Genomic DNA, 18364 nt, shown 5'->3' with positions numbered 1-18364 from the left:
CCACGCGCCCGGAGGCGCGTGAGGTCGCGAAGGCCGGTATTACCGGCTTCCACTGGCGAAACCGATTACCAGCGGAAGTGCGCGAATGCCTTGTTGGCTTCCGCCATGCGGTGCGTTTCTTCGCGCTTCTTGATGGCGCCGCCGCGGCTTTCCGAGGCGTCCAACAATTCAGCAGCGAGCTTGCGCGGCATGGAGTTTTCACCGCGCTTGCGCGCAGATTCAATCAACCAGCGCATGGCCAAGGCCATACGACGCGAAGCGCGGACTTCGACCGGCACCTGATAGGTGGCGCCGCCGACGCGACGCGACTTCACTTCAACAGTCGGTGCGACATTTGCGAGGGCTTTTTCCACCAATTCCAGGGAATTGGGGTTCTTTTCACCGATCACGTCCATGGCGCCGTAGACGATCTTTTCAGCGATCGACTTCTTGCCACTTTGCATGACCATGTTGATGAAACGTGCAATGGTTTCCGATCCGTGCTTCGGGTCCGGAAGGACATTGCGTTGCGGGGTTGAACCTTTACGCGACATGGGTGTATCTCAATCTGTAGTTCTTGGAGCCACCGGAAATCCGACGGCAGGAAATTGGCTTTACGCCTTCGGACGCTTGGCGCCGTACTTCGAGCGGCGTTGGCGACGCTTGGCGACACCGGCGGCGTCGAGCGAACCGCGCACGGTGTGGTAACGCACACCCGGCAAATCCTTCACACGGCCACCGCGGATCAGGACCACGCTGTGCTCTTGCAGGTTGTGGCCTTCACCACCGATGTACGAAATGACTTCGTAACCATTGGTGAGACGCACCTTGGCCACCTTACGCATTGCCGAGTTCGGCTTCTTCGGGGTGGTGGTGTAAACGCGCGTGCAGACGCCGCGACGTTGCGGGCAGTTCGCCAATGCCGGCGAAGTGCTCTTATAAGTTTCCGGGCTCCGCGGCTTGCGGACCAGCTGGTTGATGGTTGCCATGATTTACCGTGTGATTCGAGGGCGGATGCCCGTTCAGTTCAAACAACAAGGCCGGGAAACATGCGAAACCCGGCCAAGTTAGACGAAAAAGTATAGCCGGCTCGACGCCTGCGCGTCAAACCGGCAAAACTTCATTAATCCCCTCATCCGTGAACTGGACACGAGGCGCCATTCCTTGGCACCTCTTTCCAGAATCTGGAGGTGGCCCTAAGGCCCCTCTAACCCGCTAAGTATAACTCAGTTTTCCGGGTTTGCGGCCGGTTCGTCACCTTCGTACATCATGACTTGCGGTGCCGCGGGTTCTTCGACGTCCACCACCGACGGTGCGGCGGCCAGCACATCCAGCTCGTCTTCGCTGAGCAGGCCTTCGGCCTTGCGACGACGTTGGGTGTGATAGGCGAGACCCGTACCGGCCGGAATCAGACGACCGACGATGACGTTTTCCTTCAGGCCGCGCAGGTTGTCGCGGGTACCACGGACCGCTGCCTCGGTGAGGACGCGAGTGGTTTCCTGGAAGGACGCCGCCGAGATGAACGACTCGGTCGCCAACGAGGCCTTGGTGATACCGAGCAGAACCGGTGCCCACTTGGCTTCGATTTCCTTGCGGGCGGCGATCGAACGGTTTTCCTCGATGACGCGCTGACGTTCCAGCTGTTCACCGGCGAGGTAACGGCTGTCACCGGCATCGGTGATTTCCACCTTGCGCAGCATCTGACGGATGATCACTTCAATGTGCTTGTCGTTGATCTTCACGCCTTGCAGGCGGTACACGTCCTGGATTTCCTTGACGAGGTAGGCGGCCAATTCCTCGACACCCTTCAAACGCAGGATGTCTTGCGGGTTCGGTTCGCCGTCCACGACGGTATCGCCCTTCTCCACGTGTTCGCCTTCGAACACGATGATTTGGCGGTACTTGGGAATCAGTTCTTCGTGTTCCTGACCGTCCGGTCCCTTGATGATCAGACGTTGCTTGCCCTTGGTGTCCTTACCGAAGCTGACCACGCCCGAGATTTCGGACAGGATCGCTTGATCCTTCGGCTTGCGCGCTTCGAACAAGTCGGCCACGCGCGGCAGACCACCGGTGATGTCGCGGGTCTTCGAAGCTTCTTGCGGAATCTTCGCGACCACGTCACCCACGCCGACGGCGGCGCCGTCTTGCAGGTTGACGATCGAGCGCGGCGGCAACAGGTATTGCGCCGGCAGGTCGGTACCCGGGATGTTGAGGTCCTTGCCTGCTTTGTCGACGATGCGAACCAGCGGACGCAGGTCCTTGCCTTGCGAACCACGACGCTTCGGATCGGTGATTTCACGCGACGCCAAGCCGGTGAGTTCGTCGGTCTTCTCGATGACGGTGATGCCATCGGTGAAGTCGATGAAGCGCACGAAACCTTGGACTTCCGAAACGATCGGGTGGTTATGCGGATCCCAGTTGGCGATGGTTTGACCGCCCTTCACCGCCGCACCGTCATGAACGGTGATGGTGGCGCCGTAAGGCAGCTTGTAACGTTCGCGCTCGCGACCGTGCAAGTCGAGCACCGACACTTCGCCCGAACGCGACACCGCAACGACGTTGCCGTTGGCTTGTTCAACGAACTTGAGGTTGTTGAACTTGACCGTACCGGTGGTCTTCACGGTGATGTTGTCGATAGCTGCCGCACGCGATGCCGCACCACCGATGTGGAAGGTACGCATGGTGAGCTGGGTACCCGGTTCACCGATGGATTGTGCCGCGACGACGCCGACGGCTTCACCCATGTTGACCAAGTGACCGCGACCGAGGTCACGACCGTAGCAGTGTGCGCAGACGCCGAACGGTGCTTCACAGGTGATGGTGGAACGCACCTTCACCAGCTGCACGCTGTTGTCTTCCAGCTTCTTGACCCAAGCTTCGTCGAGCAGCGTGTTGCGGGTGACGATCGGTTCTTCGTCGTCGCCCGGCAGGAACACGTCTTCCGCCACGATGCGGCCGAGGACGCGGTCGCGCAACGGTTCGACTTCGTCGCCGCCTTCGATGATCGGCGTCATGGTGATGCCTTCCATCGTGCCGCAGTCGTCGAGCACGATGACCACGTCTTGTGCCACGTCGACCAGACGACGGGTCAGGTAACCCGAGTTCGCCGTCTTCAGTGCGGTATCGGCCAGACCTTTACGTGCACCGTGGGTCGAGATGAAGTACTGAAGCACGTTCAGACCTTCGCGGAAGTTCGCCGTGATCGGCGTTTCGATGATCGAGCCGTCCGGCTTCGCCATCAAACCACGCATACCGGCGAGCTGACGGATCTGGGCTTGCGAACCACGCGCACCCGAGTCGGCCATGATGTAAATGGAGTTCATCGACTTCTGATCGATGGTTTCGCCCTTGGCGTTCACCACCTTCTCGGTGCCGATGGTGTCCATCATCGCCTTGGCCACCTTTTCATTGGTGCGCGACCAGATGTCGACCACTTTGTTGTAGCGTTCGCCGGCGGTCACGAGACCCGATTGGTACTGTTCTTGGATTTCCAGCACTTCTTGTTCGGCCGAGGCCAGGATGCCCTTCTTGGCGTCCGGGATGGTCATGTCGTCGATACCGATGGACACGCCGGCGCGCGTTGCATAACGGAAGCCGGTGTACATCAGTTGGTCGGCGAACACGACGGTGTCCTTCAAGCCCAACATGCGATAGCTGGTGTTGATCAGGCGGCTGATGTTCTTCTTGGTCAGCTCGGTGTTGACCAGCTCAAAGGGCAGGCCCTTGGGCATGATCTCGGCGAGCAAGGCACGACCGACGGTGGTTTCAACGATCTTGGTGCCGGTGACATCCCCAACGGTTCCGGTGATACGCACCTTGACCTTGGCGTGCAGTTCGACCACGCGACCGCCTTCGTCGTGTTGTGATTCGTATGCACGCTTCACTTCAGAGACGTTGGCGAACACCATGCCTTCACCACGCTTGTTTTCAAGCGCGCGGGTCATGTAGTACAAGCCCAACACGACGTCTTGCGACGGCACGATGATCGGCTCGCCGTTGGCAGGCGACAGGATGTTGTTCGAGGCCATCATCAAAGCGCGGGCTTCGAGCTGCGCTTCGATCGACAACGGCACGTGGACAGCCATTTGGTCACCGTCGAAGTCGGCGTTGAATGCCGTACACACGAGCGGGTGCAACTGGATGGCCTTGCCTTCGATCAGGACCGGTTCGAATGCCTGGATACCGAGACGGTGAAGCGTCGGTGCGCGGTTCAGCAACACCGGATGCTCGCGGATCACCTCTTCGAGGATGTCCCACACTTCCGCTTCTTCGCGTTCAACGAGCTTCTTCGCCGCCTTGATGGTGGTGGCGAGGCCGCGCGATTGCAGCTTGGCGAAGATGAAGGGCTTGAACAATTCAAGCGCCATTTTCTTCGGCAGACCGCATTCGTGCAGACGCAGGGTCGGACCGACCACGATGACCGAACGGCCCGAGTAGTCGACGCGCTTGCCGAGCAAGTTTTGACGGAAGCGACCTTGCTTGCCCTTGATCATGTCGGCGAGCGACTTGAGGGCGCGCTTGTTGGTGCCGGTGATGGCGCGGCCGCGACGGCCGTTGTCCATCAAGGCGTCAACCGATTCTTGCAGCATGCGCTTTTCGTTGCGCACGATGATGTCCGGCGCGGTGAGTTCAAGCAGGCGGCGCAAACGGTTGTTGCGGTTGATGACGCGACGGTAGAGGTCGTTGAGGTCGGAGGTCGCGAAACGACCGCCGTCCAGCGGCACCAGCGGACGCAGGTCCGGCGGCAACACCGGCAACACCGTCATGATCATCCATTCCGGACGGTTGCCCGATTCCTGGAAGGCTTCGATCAATTTGATGCGCTTGGTGAAACGCTTGAGCTTGGTTTCCGAGGAGGTCGAGGCGATCTCTTCCTTCAGGTTGACCATTTCGCTTTGCAGGTCGATCTCTTTGAGGAGTTCGAACACGGCTTCAGCACCCATGCCGGCTTCGAAGTCCTTACCGAACTCTTCGCGGGCCAGCATGTATTGCTCTTCGTTGAGCAACTGGCGAGGTTCGAGCGTGGTGAGGCCGGCGTCGGTGACGACGTAGGCTTCGAAGTAGAGGATGCGTTCGATGTCACGCAGGCTCATGTCCAGCATCAAACCGATGCGCGACGGCAGCGACTTCAAGAACCAGATGTGCGCGACCGGCGATGCGAGATCGATGTGGCCCATGCGTTCACGGCGCACTTTGGCGAGCGTGACTTCGGTGCCGCACTTTTCACAGACAACGCCGCGATGCTTCATGCGCTTGTACTTGCCGCAGAGGCATTCGTAGTCCTTGATCGGTCCGAAGATGGCCGAGCAGAACAGGCCGTCACGTTCCGGCTTGAAGGTGCGGTAGTTGATGGTTTCCGGCTTTTTGACTTCGCCGAACGACCACGAACGGATCATGTCCGGGGATGCGAGCGCGATCTTGATCGCGTCGAAGTCCGGCAACGCACGCTGCATGTTGAACAGATTGAGAAGATCTTTCATTAGTGTTCCTCCAACTCCATGTTGATGCCGAGCGAGCGGATTTCCTTCAACAACACGTTGAACGATTCCGGCATACCCGCCACCATTTCGTAGTTGCCATCCACGATGTTCTTGTACATCTGGTTACGGCCCTGCACGTCGTCCGACTTCACAGTCAGCATTTCTTGCAAGGTGTAAGCGGCACCGTAGGCTTCCAGTGCCCAGACTTCCATTTCACCGAAGCGCTGACCGCCGAACTGCGCCTTACCACCCAGCGGCTGCTGCGTGACGAGCGAGTACGGACCGGTGGAACGTGCGTGCATCTTGTCGTCCACCAAGTGGTTCAACTTCAGCATGTGCATGTAACCGACCGTGGTCTTGCGATCGAAGGCTTCGCCGGTACGACCGTCATACAACTGGGTCTGACCCGACACCGGCAAATCAGCCAATTCGAGCATGGCCTTGATTTCCGATTCGGCAGCACCGTCGAACACCGGGGTGGCCATCGGCACGCCGTCGGTGAGGTTGTTGGCGAGGCGCATCAGCTCTTCATCATTGAACTGGCCGAGGTCAACGCGGACTTCGTGTTCGATGGTGTCGTGGTTGTAGATCTGATCGAGGAACTTGCGCAGTTCGGACACGGCGGCCTTGGCATCCAACATGCGTTGGATCTTCTGGCCCAGACCCTTCGCCGCCCAACCCAAGTGGACTTCGAGGACCTGACCGATGTTCATCCGCGACGGCACGCCGAGCGGATTGAGCACGATGTCGACGGTTTGGCCGTCGGCCATGTACGGCATGTCTTCCACCGGCACGATGTTCGAGACGACACCCTTGTTACCGTGTCGGCCGGCCATCTTGTCACCCGGTTGGATGCGACGCTTCACTGCCAGGAACACCTTGACCATCTTGAGCACGCCCGGTGCCAGATCGTCGCCTTGTTGGATCTTCGAGCGCTTGTCTTCAAAGCGGCGTTCGAATTCCTTGGCGTGCAGTTCGATTTGCTTTTGGGCGCGTTCGATCGCGTCTTGCGCGTCGTCGTCCTTCATCTTCAAAGCGAACCACTGCTTGCGATCGAGTTGGTCGAGCACCAGCGAGGTGATGGTTTCACCCGACTTGACACCCACCCCGCCCTTCGCGGTCTTGCCGAGCAAGACTTGGCGCAGACGCTGGTAGATGGCGGCTTCGAGGATCAAACGTTGGTCGTCGAAATCCTTCTTGACGCGACGGATTTCTTCTTCCTGGATCTTCAATGCGCGCTTGTCGCGATCAACACCGTCACGCGTGAAGACCTGCACGTCGATGACGGTGCCGTCCATGCCCGGGGGCACGCGCAGCGAGCTGTCTTTCACGTCGGAGGCTTTTTCACCGAAGATGGCGCGAAGCAGTTTTTCTTCCGGGGTCAGTTGGCTTTCGCCCTTGGGCGTGACTTTGCCGACCAGGATGTCACCTGCGCGCACTTCCGCACCGATGTAGACCACGCCGGATTCGTCGAGACGATTCAAGGCATGTTCGGACACGTTCGGGATGTCTTGCGAAATTTCTTCCGCGCCGAGCTTGGTGTCACGCGCTTGGCAGACCAGTTCTTCGATGTGGATGGTGGTGTAGCGATCTTCTTCAACGACGCGTTCCGAGAGCAGGATCGAGTCTTCGAAGTTGTAGCCGTTCCACGGCATGAACGCGACCAGCATGTTTTGGCCGAGGGCCAATTCGCCGATGTCGGTGGACGGACCGTCCGCCAAGACGTCGCCGCGTGCAATCACATCACCCACGGTGACCAACGGGCGTTGGTTGATGCAGGTGTTTTGGTTGGAGCGGGTGTATTTGACCAAGGTGTAGATATCGACGCCGGCATCGGTTTCACCCGAAATTTCGGCTTCGTTGACCTTGACCACGATACGGCCGGCATCGATTTGCTCGATGACACCGCCGCGACGTGCGTTCACGGTCACACCGGAGTCACGCGCCACGGCGCGTTCGATGCCGGTACCCACCAGCGGCTTTTGCGCGTGCAAAGTCGGCACGGCTTGGCGCTGCATGTTCGCACCCATCAATGCACGGTTTGCGTCATCGTGCTCAAGGAACGGCACGAGTGCGGCAGCGACCGACACCGTCTGCATGGGCGAGACGTCCATGAAGTCGACTTCGCTCGGCGGACGCAGCGTGGTTTCACCTTGGTAACGACAGGCAACGAATTGCGCATCGATGTTGCGGTCGGCGTCTTGTGCGGCGTTGGCCTGCGCAATGACGTATTCGTTTTCTTCGATGGCCGACAGGTATTCGATCTCGTCGGTGACGCGACCGTTGATCACCTTGCGGTACGGGGTTTCAAGGAAACCGTAACCGTTGGTCCGTGCGAACACGGCCAAGGAGTTGATCAAACCGATGTTCGGACCTTCCGGCGTTTCGATGGTGCAGACACGACCGTAGTGCGTCGGGTGAACGTCGCGGACTTCGAAGCCGGCGCGTTCGCGGGTCAAGCCGCCCGGGCCGAGGGCCGACACGCGACGCTTGTGCGTGACTTCCGACAGCGGGTTGTTTTGATCCATGAACTGCGAGAGCTGCGACGAACCGAAGAACTCCTTCATCGCAGCCGCAACCGGCTTGGCGTTGATCAGGTCTTGCGGAGTCAGGCCATCGGTTTCCGCCATGGTCAGGCGTTCACGCACGGCACGTTCCACGCGGACCAAGCCTACGCGGAAGGTGTTTTCAGCCATTTCACCGACCGAACGCACGCGACGGTTGCCCAAGTGGTCGATATCGTCGACGCCACCGCGGCCGTTGCGGATTTCGGTCAGCACCTTGATGACATCGAGGATGTCGGAGGTGTTGCCGTTGGCTTCAACGTAGCGCTTGCTTTCGTCGTCGTTGCGGTCTTGGAAGTAACGCGCGTCGTACAAGATCGGCGAGCCTTCGACTTCGCGACGGCCCAGACGGCGGTTGAACTTCATGCGGCCGACCGACGACAAGTCGTAACGGTCGAAGGTGAAGAACAAGTTGTGGAACAGGTTTTGCGCAGCGTCCTTGGTCGGCGGTTCGCCCGGACGCATCATGCGGTAGATTTCGACCAAGGCATCGAGCTGGGTCTTGCTGTGGTCGATGCGCAGGGTGTTCGAAATGTACGCGCCGCGATCGAGATCGTTGGTCCAGATGGTACCGACGGCCGTGACGCCCGCTTTGCGGAACGCTTCGAGATGCGCTTCGGTGATTTCGTCGTTGGCACTGGCGATGAGTTCGCCGGTGGATTCATCGACGACGTCGTGCGAGAGCACGCGACCCATGAGGTAGCTGTCCGGCACGGCGAGCGCGGCGATGGCGGCATCGTTCAATTGCTTGACGTGACGCGCGGTGATGCGCTTGCCGGCTTCCACAATGACCTTGTCGCCATCGGCGAGGTCGAATTCGAGCGTTTCGCCACGCAGACGATCCGGCACAAGCTCAAGCTCGACGCCTTCGCTCAAGATATGGAAGGTGTTGATTTCGTAGAACTCGTTGAGCATTTCTTCGTTGGTGTAACCCAACGCGCGCAACAAGATCGAGACCGGCAATTTACGGCGACGGTCGATACGGGTGTACAGGGCATCCTTCGGATCGAATTCGAAGTCGAGCCAGGAGCCGCGGTAAGGAATGATGCGTGCGCTATAGAGCAGCTTGCCCGAGCTGTGGGTCTTGCCACGGTCGTGGTCGAAGAACACACCCGGCGAGCGGTGCAATTGCGACACGATGACGCGCTCGGTGCCGTTCACGATGAACGTGCCGTTTTCGGTCATCAGCGGGACTTCGCCCATGTAGACGTCTTGCTCTTTGACGTACTTGACCTTCTTGTCGGACGATTCGCGATCGTAGATGACAAGACGGACTTTGGCGCGCAACGGGGCGCCGTAGGACAAACCGCGGTTGCGGCATTCGCGCTCGTCGAACGGCGGTTCACCCAAGGTGTAACCGGCATATTCGAGTGCGGCGAAGCCATTGTTGCTGCGGATCGGGAACACCGACTTCAAGGCTGCATGCAGACCTTTGTCGTCGCGCTTTTCCGGATCTTTGTCGGCCTGCAGGAATTCCCTGTAGGAGTCGACTTGAATGGCGAGCAGGAAGGGCACCTCGAGGATCGCGCGGCGTTTGCCGAAATTCTTTCGAATGCGCTTCTTCTCGGTGAAAGAGTATTGCTGTGCGGATGTATTCGCCATGATCTTGAAATCACCTTCATTTGAGGCCAACGGAACGCCGTTGGAACTGTCAGGAAATCGCCTTGCGGCGCTGTGCTGTCAGTTGGAAGTCGCTGGTATTGCCGGCACCAGCACGCCCTCTATTACCACTTCCAAATCGCGTGTATTGCGGTAGATCTATTACGTATTTCATAAAACGGCCAAAGGCCGGGGGCGAACCCCCAGCCTTGGCTTGGCTACCTACGATTGCAGGCAGCGCATGAAAACTTACTTGAGCTCGACTTGAGCGCCAGCAGCTTCCAGGTCCTTCTTCATCTTTTCAGCGTCTTCCTTCGAAGCGCCTTCCTTCACGGTTTGCGGTGCGCCTTCGACCATGTCTTTGGCTTCCTTCAAGCCCAGACCGGTGATTGCGCGCACTGCCTTGATGACTTCAACCTTCTTGTCACCGGCAGCCTTCAGGATGACGTTGAATTCGGTTTGTTCTTCAGCAGCAGCAGCCGGGCCGGCAGCCGGGCCGGCCATCATGACCGGAGCAGCGGCGGTGACGCCGAACTTTTCTTCGATGGCCTTGACCAGTTCCATGACTTCCATCAGCGACTTGGCGGCGATGGCGTCAACGATTTGTTCGTTGGTAAGCGACATTGTGAGTACCTTCAATTAATGTTTCGGATGAGAACCGGAGATCCGGTTCGCGTTAAAAGACGTTGCGGATTATTCCGCTGCAGCGGTTTCGGTTGCTTCTTCAGCCGGGGCGGCATCGCCACCACCTTGCTGGTCGGCAACAGCCTTGACCACACGTGCGAACATCGATGCCGGCTCGGCCAAGACGCGGGCAAGCATGCCCAGGGCTTGTTCGAGGGTCGGAAGCGAGGCAAGCACTTCGACGTGGCTGGCCGGGTAGGATTGACCACCCACGACCACCAACTTCGGTTGCAGCTTGTCGTTGCCCTTGGCGAATTCCTTGACCAAGCGACCGGCAGCGCCGGGCTCTTCCAACGAAAATGCATAGAGGAGCGGACCGACCAATGCGTCTTTGGCGCATTCGAATTCGGTGCCGTCCACAGCACGTGCAGCCAGGGTGTTCTTGACAACTTTCAAGTACACGCCGGTTTCACGGGCCTTTTTGCGCATCGCGGTCAGTTGTTCGACCGTGGTGCCAGCATATTCGGCGGCGATCAGGGAATGGGCCTTGGCGGCAACGTCAGCCACTTCTGCGACGACGTCTTTCTTTTGGTTCAGATTAAGAGCCATTGGCATTCCTCTTTTCGAATTTCCGCATCCGGCTCCAGCCGGTTGCGGGCTCAATCAACACCTTCCGTGGTGTCGGGGATGCAAGCATCCCTAGGTGCCGGCTTCCGAATCGAGGCGAACCCCGAAACATATTGGAAGGGCGACCATCTACGCAGGTTGTGTCCGTTACCGGACAGGATTAAGCAGCCTCGCTTTGTTCGACGGCGATTCCTTGCCGTGTCGAGCTTCCTTGCCCGTCGTCGAACTGCGCCGACCGCACCTGCGGTCTTTGATGGCGTCGCGCAACTTGCGTTGCGCGGGCCTTCAAAATTTTTTCCTCCCCTCTCCCTCCGTGAGAGGGGTTGGGGGTGTGGCGCTTCTAGTCTCTTGAACTTGAAAGCGCCTCATCCGCCCCCTTCGGGGGCACCTTCTCCACTTCGTGGAGAAGGGGATTACTTGAGGTTCAGGGTCGACTGGTCGACCGTGACGCCCGGGCCCATCGTCGAGCTGATGGCCACTTTTTGCAGGTAAGTGCCCTTCGAGGTCGAGGGCTTGGCCTTGACCAGGTCGACGAGCAGCGCTTCCAGGTTGTTCTTCAGCTTGGCGGCATCGAAGTCAGCCTTGCCGATGGTGCAGTGGATGATACCGGCCTTGTCGGTGCGGTAACGGACCTGGCCACCCTTGGCGTTCTTCACAGCTTCACCGACGTTCGGGGAAACGGTGCCGACCTTCGGGTTCGGCATCAAGCCGCGCGGACCGAGCACGGTACCGAGCTTACCCACAACGCGCATGGCGTCCGGGGTCGCGATGACGACGTCGTAGTTCAGATCACCGGCTTGCATTTTTTCAGCCAGATCATCCATACCGACGATGTCGGCGCCAGCAGCCAAAGCTTCTTCAGCCTTCGCACCGGCCGGCACGAACACAGCAACGCGAACCGACTTACCGGTGCCTTCCGGCAACACGGTCGAGCCGCGGACTTGTTGGTCCGACTTGCGCGCATCGACGCCGAGGCGCACGGCCACGTCGACCGATTCCACGAACTTGGTCTTGCTGTTGTCCTTGACGATCTTCAGTGCTTCATCAATGGCGTATGCCTTGCCTTGTTGCACGGCAGCGGCGATGTTCTTTTGACGTTTCGTTTGTGCCATGGGATCAGCCCTCCACCGTCAGGCCCATCGAACGGGCCGAACCCGCGATGGTTTTTACAGCCGCGTCCAGATCTGCAGCAGTCAGATCGGGTTCTTTGGCCTTTGCGATTTCTTCAAGTTGCTTGCGGGTGACCTTGCCCACCTTTTCGGTGTTCGGGCGCTTGGAGCCCGACTGGATGCCCACAGCCTTCTTCAACAAGATGGTCGCCGGCGGCGTCTTGGTGATGAAGGTGAAGGTCTTATCCGAATACGCGGTGATCACGGTCGGAATCGGCAAACCCGGTTCCAGCTTCTGCGTCGCAGCGTTGAACGCTTTGCAGAATTCCATGATGTTGAGGCCGCGTTGGCCGAGGGCCGGACCGACCGGCGGCGAAGGGTTGGCTTGACCCGCCTTCACCTGCAGTTTGATGTAACCAATAACTTTCTTTGCCACTTTCTTTCTCCTTCGAGTTCAATCGCTCGCCTTGCGGTCCGCTCCTCGTCTTTGGGGTTTTACAACTTATTTTTGCTTTTCAACCTGGCCGAACTCGAGCTCGACCGGGGTGGAACGACCGAAAATCAGCACGGCCACGCGGACCTTGCTCTTTTCGTAATTGACTTCTTCGACGACGCCGTTGAAATCGTTGAACGGGCCATCGACAACACGGACCATTTCGCCGGCTTCGAACAGCACCTTCGGACGCGGCTTCTCGACACCTTCTTGCACGCGATCGAGGATGCGATCAGCCTCTTCGTCGGCGATCGGCAGCGGACGGTCGGCGGTGCCGCCGATGAAGCCCATGACCTTGGAGGTTTCCTTGATCAAGTGCCAGCTTTCGTTGTCGATGCGCGGAATGCCGTTTTCTTTATTGGTGGCGATTTGAACCAACACGTAGCCCGGGAAGAACTTGCGTTCCGAGCGGCGTTTTTGGCCCGAACGCATTTCCACGACCTCTTCGGTCGGGACAATGACGTCGCCGAATTTGCTTTGCATGTCGTAATTGACGATGCGTTCGCGCAATGCCTGTGCAACGGTCTTCTCGAAACCGGAATACGCGTGCACGACATACCAGCGCAGGTTGCGGTTGTCGTCCATCTTCGTTGCGATTTCTTCTTGCGTTGCTTCGGTCATGTCTTTTCCAAATCCTGTATCAGCGGGACAACAGCCACTTGATCAGCTGCGCGATGATCGCGTCGAAGCCGAACAAAACGAGGCTGAAAATCACGACCACGAGCATGACGATCCAGGTCATGCGCATGGCTTCTTGGCGGGTCGGCCAAACCACTTTGCGGAGCTCGAAGATCGATTCGCGGGTGAACTCGCGCAGCTTCGGACCTTTCGTGCTCGACATGAAGATGAGTGCGGACACTGCCATCCCACCAACCACGGTCAGGACGCGCAACCAGGCGCTCCATTGACCATCAAACCAGTAGTAGGCGAAGACGCTTGCTGCAAGCAACAGACCTGCCACGACGAACTTCGCCATATCGGCGCCGTTGCTCGCTTTGGGTTTGTTTTGAACCGCTTTGCTATTCACGCTTTATCGAACCTTCTTGTTCGATCCCGGAGGATCGCGTCAGTGGAGTGGCACGCCAGGAGGGACTCGAACCCCCAACCTGCGGTTTTGGAGACCGCTGCTCTGCCAATTGAGCTACTGGCGTAAACCTGTTGAATCCACGTCTTGTTTAAACGACAAGGGCGAACGGTGTTCCGTTCGCCTTTGTGCGCATCAAGGGCACCTTTTTAGAGCGCCTCATCCGCCCCTTCGGGGCACCTTCTCCACTTTGTGGAGAAGGAGGGGGATGATTACTTGATGATCTTCGAAACCACGCCGGCGCCGACGGTACGGCCGCCTTCGCGGATCGCGAAGCGCAGACCTTCGTCCATGGCCACCGGGTTGATCAAGCTGACAACCATCTTCACGTTGTCGCCCGGCATCACCATTTCAACGCCTTCCGGCAATTCAACCGCACCGGTGATATCGGTGGTACGGAAGTAGAACTGCGGACGGTAACCCTTGAAGAACGGCGTGTGACGGCCACCTTCGTCTTTCGACAACACATACACTTCGGCTTCGAAGTCGGTATGCGGGTTGATCGAACCCGGCTTGCACAACACTTGGCCGCGCTCAACGTCGTCACGCTTGGTACCGCGCAACAGCAAACCTGCGTTGTCGCCTGCTTGACCTTGGTCCAGCAGCTTGCGGAACATTTCAACGCCGGTCACGGTCGTCTTCTGGGTCGGACGGATACCGACGATTTCGATTTCGTCACCAACCTTGATGATGCCGCGTTCGATACGGCCGGTCACCACGGTGCCGCGACCCGAGATCGAGAACACGTCTTCCACCGGCATCAGGAACGGCTTGTCGATGTCGCGTTCCGGTTCCGGAATGTACGAATCCAACGCGTCAACCAACTTCAGGATGGCCGGCACGCCGATGTCCGATTGGTCGCCTTCCAAAGCCAAGCGAGCCGAACCGTGCACGATCGGGGTGTCGTCGCCCGGGAAGTCGTACTTCGACAGCAATTCACGGACTTCCATTTCGACGAGTTCGAGCAGCTCGGCGTCGTCAACCATGTCAGCCTTGTTCAAGAACACCACAATGTGCGGCACGCCAACTTGGCGCGACAGCAGGATGTGTTCGCGGGTTTGCGGCATCGGGCCGTCAGCGGCCGAGCACACCAGGATCGCGCCGTCCATCTGCGCTGCACCCGTGATCATGTTCTTCACGTAGTCGGCGTGGCCCGGGCAGTCAACGTGCGCGTAGTGGCGCGTCGGGCTTTCGTATTCAACGTGCGCGGTCGAGATCGTGATACCACGGGCCTTCTCTTCCGGCGCGGCGTCAATCGCCGAGTAGTCTTTGAATTCACCACCGAAACGCTCTGCGCCAACCTTCGTCAGTGCTGCCGTCAAGGTCGTTTTGCCATGGTCAACGTGACCAATCGTGCCCACGTTCACGTGTGGCTTCTTGCGCTCAAACTTTTCCTTTGCCATGTCGCGTCTCGGTTTGGTATTTGAAAGTGGTGCTCACGAATGGAATCGAACCATCGACCTCCTCCTTACCAAGGAGGTGCTCTACCGACTGAGCTACGTGAGCGGAGTTTTACTGTTACCCGATAAAGCAATTCAGTGGAGCGGGAGACGGGAATCGAACCCGCACTAGTAGCTTGGAAGGCTACAGTTCTACCATTGAACTACTCCCGCATCGGGAACATCTTCAACATCAGTTTTGTTCGTGCCGTCTTCGATGTTTTGAAGATGGTGGAGGGAGGTGGATTCGAACCACCGAAGGCGTAAGCCAGCAGATTTACAGTCTGCCCCCGTTGGCCGCTTGGGTATCCCTCCGCCGAAACCGACTGGCGGTGAAAGAGCCGACTATTCTGAGGCTGATCTGAAGTTATGTCAACGCCTTTGAAAAGATTGTTTTCTATCTTTTCTGACCTGCGTCGGAACGCTGATCTCCGGTCATTATCTCATCCGCGAAGATGGCGACGTGGGGAATCCCGTCGGCGCCGATCCAGCCGCGAAACATACCGTCGGTGTTGAACGGAAACGCGAATTCACCTGTCGCGGAGAGCACAATCGCCCCGCCGTCGCCGCCCAAACGCGGGATTTCTTCGTTAATGACCGCTTGTCCGGCCTGCGCAGGGTGCTCATTCAGGTACTTCATGCGTTCACACACCGCGCTGGCCGCGTGGGTGCGGATGTAGTACTCACCCCAGCCGGTGCCGGAGACGCCGCAACGCTCATCGGCCCAGGTGCCGGCGCCGATGATGGGCGAATCCCCGACCCGACCCCAACGCTTGTTCATCATGCCGCCGGTGGAGGTGCCTGCCGCGAGCCCGCCTGCGGCGTCGAGGGCGACGGCGCCAACTGTGCCGAAATGTTTGCGCGCTTCGACGTCGGTGAAGGCGGTTTTGCGCTTTTCTTCGTTCAGAGTCTTTTGCAGCTGTTTCCAGCGTTTTTCGGTCTTGAAGTAAGAAGGATCGACCAGGGTGATGCCCTGTTCTTTTGCGAAGGCTTCCGCACCGTCGCCCACCAGCATGACGTGGCTGGATTTTTCCATCACCGCACGCGCGGCAAGAATCGGATTACGGATGTGGTGAACACCGGCGACCGCACCGGCCCGGCGGGTTTTGCCTTCCATGATCGAACTGTCGAGCTCGTTTTTGCCGTCATGGGTGAATACAGCACCCTTACCGGCGTTGAAATGGGGACTGTCTTCGAGCACGGTGATGGCCGCGGTAACGGCATCTAGCGCGGGCTTGCCCTGCTGCAGTTGTTGATAACCGCGCGTCAGCGCGGTGGACATCGCAGCACGGATCTCCGCCTCGTCTTGGGCGCTCATAGTGCGCTTGATGACGCCGGCGCCGCCGTGGATGACGAGGACGGCTTTGGGGTTTTCTGCGGCCTTGGCGCTGAACGGCAGGGTCGCGGCGAAGAGCAGTGCGCTGAGGGCGAGCTTGCGTGGCATGGGATGGAGTGTTTGGCGGGGATTGGGTGAGTTTAGACGCTTGAGGAGCGCCTCACCCGCCCCATTCGGGGCACCCTCTCCACTTTGTGGAGAGGGGAAGTCAAGAGCGCCTCACCCGCCCCTTCGGGGCACCCTCTCCATCGGAGATGGAGAGGGGAAGGATTTCCTTCTCCACGGAGTGGAGAAGGTGGCGCGCAGCGCCGGATGAGGCGCTTTTTAAGGCCCGCCTCAGACGTTAAACCGGAAATGCAAAATATCGCCTTCCTGCACGCGATATTCCTTGCCTTCCAAACGCAGGCGCCCTGCTTCTTTGCAACCCTGCTCACCCTTGTACTTGATGAAGTCGTCGTAGCTCATCGTTTCGGCGCGGATGAAGCCTTTTTCGAAATCGCTGTGGATGGCGCCGGCGGCTTGCGGTGCGGTGCAGTTCTTTTTCACGGTCCAGGCACGCACTTCTTTCACGCCTGCGGTGAAATACGTTTGCAGACCGAGCAAGGCATAGGCCGCGCGAATGACGCGATTCAAGCCGGGTTCGTCGAGGCCGAGGTCGGCGAGGAAGGTATCGCGGTCTTCGTCTTCCAATTGCGAGAGTTCTTCTTCAATCGCTGCCGAGACAGCCACAACTTGCGCACCCTCGCCTTCCGCGCGTACACGCACGGCGTCGAGATGCGCGTTGTTGTCGAAGCCATCTTCCAATACGTTGGCGACGTACATCACCGGCTTGCCCGTCAGCAAGAACAAGTCGCGAATCAGGGCGCGATCTTCATCACTCAAACCCATGGCACGAACGGGCTTGCCCGCATCGAGTCCAACACGAACGCGACCCAACACTTCGGCACGCGCCTTGGCGTCTTTGTCACCGGATTTCGCACTGCGCTCGGCGCGTTGCAGCGCTTTTTCAACGGACTCGAGATCGGCCAGCGCGAGCTCGGTATCGATCGTGTCGATATCGGCGAGCGGATCCACTTTATTGTTGACGTGAATCACGTCCGGATTTTCAAAGCAACGCACCACGTGCGCAATGGCATCGACCTCGCGGATGTGCGCGAGGAATTTGTTGCCCAGGCCTTCGCCCTTTGCCGCGCCGGCAACGAGACCGGCGATGTCGACGAACTCGACCGCCGTCGGGATGACGCGTTCGGGCTTGACGATGTCACTCAGCGCATTCAAGCGCGGATCCGGCACAGGCACGACACCGGTATTGGGCTCGATCGTGCAGAAAGGAAAGTTGGCGGCGGCGATACCGGCCTTGGTCAGCGCATTGAACAGCGTGGACTTGCCGACGTTCGGGAGACCCACGATGCCGCATTGGATTGCCATGATCTTTTCTTCCTGTTTATTTCGAGGTGTGCAGAATTTTCTGCGCTTCGTTTCGGTCGCCGTCGATGAAGCGCGGCATAACCGCAAGGGCTTCATCCACACCGCGTCCGATGAGAATGTCTTCGTCGGCCGTCGGGCGGCCAAGCACCCAACCGGTCACGCGATCTTTGTGTCCAGGGTGGCCAATACCAACCCGCAGACGATGAAACTTGCCATGGCCCAGCAAACGCATGATGTCGCGCAGGCCGTTTTGGCCGCCGTGGCCACCATCGAACTTCAATCGGACCTGGCCCGTGGGCAAGTCCAGTTCATCGTGGGCCACCAGCATTTGTGCGGGATCGATTTTCCAGAACTGCAATGCCGCCAATACCGACTTGCCGCTCAGGTTCATGAAAGTGGCCGGTTTCAGCAGCCAAACGTCGTGACCGCCGATCGACACCTTCGCGGTTTCGCCGAACAGCTTGCCATCAACATTCCAGCGTGCGCCCGCTTGCGCCGCCATTTCTTCAACAAAACGAAAACCCGCATTGTGGCGGGTTTTCGCGTGTTCCTGCCCCGGATTCCCGAGGCCGACAATGAGCCGGATGGTGTCCATGATTCAC

At 58.8% G+C, this 18364-nt stretch carries 14 protein-coding genes and 4 tRNA genes; all 18 read right to left on the bottom strand.

Translation table 11 applies throughout. The annotated features are described in order from the left end of the window. Positions 1 to 65 precede the first annotated feature (65 nt). Positions 66 to 533: a 30S ribosomal protein S7 gene (gene rpsG / locus H8L67_RS03360; RefSeq protein ID WP_220380365.1), complete on the bottom strand. Its 468-nt coding sequence runs from the start codon at positions 531 to 533 to the stop codon at positions 66 to 68. 60 nt (positions 534 to 593) lie between these two features. Next, entirely contained in the window at positions 594 to 968 is a 375-nt protein-coding gene (gene rpsL / locus H8L67_RS03355; protein WP_166295382.1) for a 30S ribosomal protein S12, read from the bottom strand. Positions 969 to 1205: 237 nt separating this feature from the next. Beyond that, positions 1206 to 5459 (bottom strand): DNA-directed RNA polymerase subunit beta', encoded by a 4254-nt coding sequence (gene rpoC / locus H8L67_RS03350; protein WP_220380364.1) that lies wholly within the window; start codon positions 5457 to 5459, stop codon positions 1206 to 1208. After that, on the bottom strand, positions 5459 to 9625 hold the full coding sequence (rpoB, locus tag H8L67_RS03345) for a DNA-directed RNA polymerase subunit beta (protein WP_220380363.1): 4167 nt from the start codon (positions 9623 to 9625) through the stop codon (positions 5459 to 5461). The genes rpoC and rpoB overlap by 1 nt, the downstream gene beginning before the upstream one ends. Positions 9626 to 9871: 246 nt before the next feature. Continuing rightward, entirely contained in the window at positions 9872 to 10246 is a 375-nt protein-coding gene (gene rplL, locus H8L67_RS03340) for a 50S ribosomal protein L7/L12 (protein WP_220380362.1), read from the bottom strand. Positions 10247 to 10315: 69 nt separating this feature from the next. Continuing rightward, positions 10316 to 10855, bottom strand: coding sequence for a 50S ribosomal protein L10 (rplJ, locus tag H8L67_RS03335; RefSeq protein WP_220380361.1), 540 nt, complete (start codon positions 10853 to 10855; stop codon positions 10316 to 10318). 431 nt (positions 10856 to 11286) lie between these two features. Further along, entirely contained in the window at positions 11287 to 11985 is a 699-nt protein-coding gene (gene rplA, locus H8L67_RS03330; RefSeq protein WP_220380360.1) for a 50S ribosomal protein L1, read from the bottom strand. Positions 11986 to 11989: 4 nt separating this feature from the next. Beyond that, the gene (gene rplK / locus H8L67_RS03325; RefSeq protein ID WP_220380359.1) at positions 11990 to 12418 is read right to left on the bottom strand and encodes a 50S ribosomal protein L11; all 429 of its coding nucleotides are present in this window, start codon (positions 12416 to 12418) and stop codon (positions 11990 to 11992) included. Between the two features lie 66 nt (positions 12419 to 12484). After that, positions 12485 to 13060 carry a transcription termination/antitermination protein NusG gene (gene nusG / locus H8L67_RS03320; RefSeq protein ID WP_220380718.1) on the bottom strand — a complete coding sequence of 192 codons (576 nt, stop codon included), beginning with the start codon at positions 13058 to 13060 and terminating at the stop codon, positions 12485 to 12487. A gap of 55 nt (positions 13061 to 13115) precedes the next feature. Continuing rightward, complete coding sequence (gene secE / locus H8L67_RS03315) at positions 13116 to 13502, bottom strand: preprotein translocase subunit SecE (RefSeq protein ID WP_220380358.1); 387 nt, start codon at positions 13500 to 13502, stop codon at positions 13116 to 13118. A 48-nt stretch (positions 13503 to 13550) separates the two neighbouring features. Next, a tRNA-Trp gene (locus H8L67_RS03310) sits at positions 13551 to 13626 on the bottom strand. A gap of 145 nt (positions 13627 to 13771) precedes the next feature. Next, complete coding sequence (gene tuf, locus H8L67_RS03305) at positions 13772 to 14962, bottom strand: elongation factor Tu (protein WP_220380357.1); 1191 nt, start codon at positions 14960 to 14962, stop codon at positions 13772 to 13774. A gap of 27 nt (positions 14963 to 14989) precedes the next feature. Then, positions 14990 to 15065 (bottom strand) — tRNA-Thr (locus H8L67_RS03300). Between the two features lie 33 nt (positions 15066 to 15098). Beyond that, positions 15099 to 15172, bottom strand: a tRNA-Gly gene (locus H8L67_RS03295). Between the two features lie 55 nt (positions 15173 to 15227). Further along, a tRNA-Tyr gene (locus tag H8L67_RS03290) sits at positions 15228 to 15313 on the bottom strand. 82 nt (positions 15314 to 15395) lie between these two features. Continuing rightward, complete coding sequence (locus tag H8L67_RS03285; protein ID WP_220380356.1) at positions 15396 to 16442, bottom strand: isoaspartyl peptidase/L-asparaginase family protein; 1047 nt, start codon at positions 16440 to 16442, stop codon at positions 15396 to 15398. Between the two features lie 228 nt (positions 16443 to 16670). After that, entirely contained in the window at positions 16671 to 17762 is a 1092-nt protein-coding gene (gene ychF / locus H8L67_RS03280; RefSeq protein WP_220380355.1) for a redox-regulated ATPase YchF, read from the bottom strand. A gap of 16 nt (positions 17763 to 17778) precedes the next feature. Then, complete coding sequence (gene pth / locus H8L67_RS03275) at positions 17779 to 18357, bottom strand: aminoacyl-tRNA hydrolase (protein ID WP_220380354.1); 579 nt, start codon at positions 18355 to 18357, stop codon at positions 17779 to 17781. Positions 18358 to 18364 lie beyond the last annotated feature (7 nt).

The organism is Lysobacter soyae (assembly GCF_019551435.1).
In the GTDB taxonomy this organism is placed as follows: Bacteria; Pseudomonadota; Gammaproteobacteria; order Xanthomonadales; family Xanthomonadaceae; genus Solilutibacter; species Solilutibacter soyae.
Note: the sequence above shows the minus strand (reverse complement) of the source record. Positions and strands in the feature narration are given on the sequence as shown.

What these genes read in the sequence shown, in the direction of transcription:
- rplJ (WP_220380361.1), bottom strand. Translation starts at nt 10,855, where the DNA reads ATGGCTCTTAATCTGAACCAAAAGAAAGACGTCGTCGCAGAAGTGGCT.
- rplA (WP_220380360.1), bottom strand. Translation starts at nt 11,985, where the DNA reads ATGGCACAAACGAAACGTCAAAAGAACATCGCCGCTGCCGTGCAACAA.
- ychF (WP_220380355.1), bottom strand. Translation starts at nt 17,762, where the DNA reads ATGGCAATCCAATGCGGCATCGTGGGTCTCCCGAACGTCGGCAAGTCC.
- rpsG (WP_220380365.1), bottom strand. Translation starts at nt 533, where the DNA reads ATGTCGCGTAAAGGTTCAACCCCGCAACGCAATGTCCTTCCGGACCCG.
- rpoC (WP_220380364.1), bottom strand. Translation starts at nt 5,459, where the DNA reads ATGAAAGATCTTCTCAATCTGTTCAACATGCAGCGTGCGTTGCCGGAC.
- rpoB (WP_220380363.1), bottom strand. Translation starts at nt 9,625, where the DNA reads ATGGCGAATACATCCGCACAGCAATACTCTTTCACCGAGAAGAAGCGC.
- nusG (WP_220380718.1), bottom strand. Translation starts at nt 13,060, where the DNA reads ATGGACGACAACCGCAACCTGCGCTGGTATGTCGTGCACGCGTATTCC.
- pth (WP_220380354.1), bottom strand. Translation starts at nt 18,357, where the DNA reads ATGGACACCATCCGGCTCATTGTCGGCCTCGGGAATCCGGGGCAGGAA.
- H8L67_RS03285 (WP_220380356.1), bottom strand. Translation starts at nt 16,442, where the DNA reads ATGCCACGCAAGCTCGCCCTCAGCGCACTGCTCTTCGCCGCGACCCTG.
- rplL (WP_220380362.1), bottom strand. Translation starts at nt 10,246, where the DNA reads ATGTCGCTTACCAACGAACAAATCGTTGACGCCATCGCCGCCAAGTCG.
- tuf (WP_220380357.1), bottom strand. Translation starts at nt 14,962, where the DNA reads ATGGCAAAGGAAAAGTTTGAGCGCAAGAAGCCACACGTGAACGTGGGC.
- rpsL (WP_166295382.1), bottom strand. Translation starts at nt 968, where the DNA reads ATGGCAACCATCAACCAGCTGGTCCGCAAGCCGCGGAGCCCGGAAACT.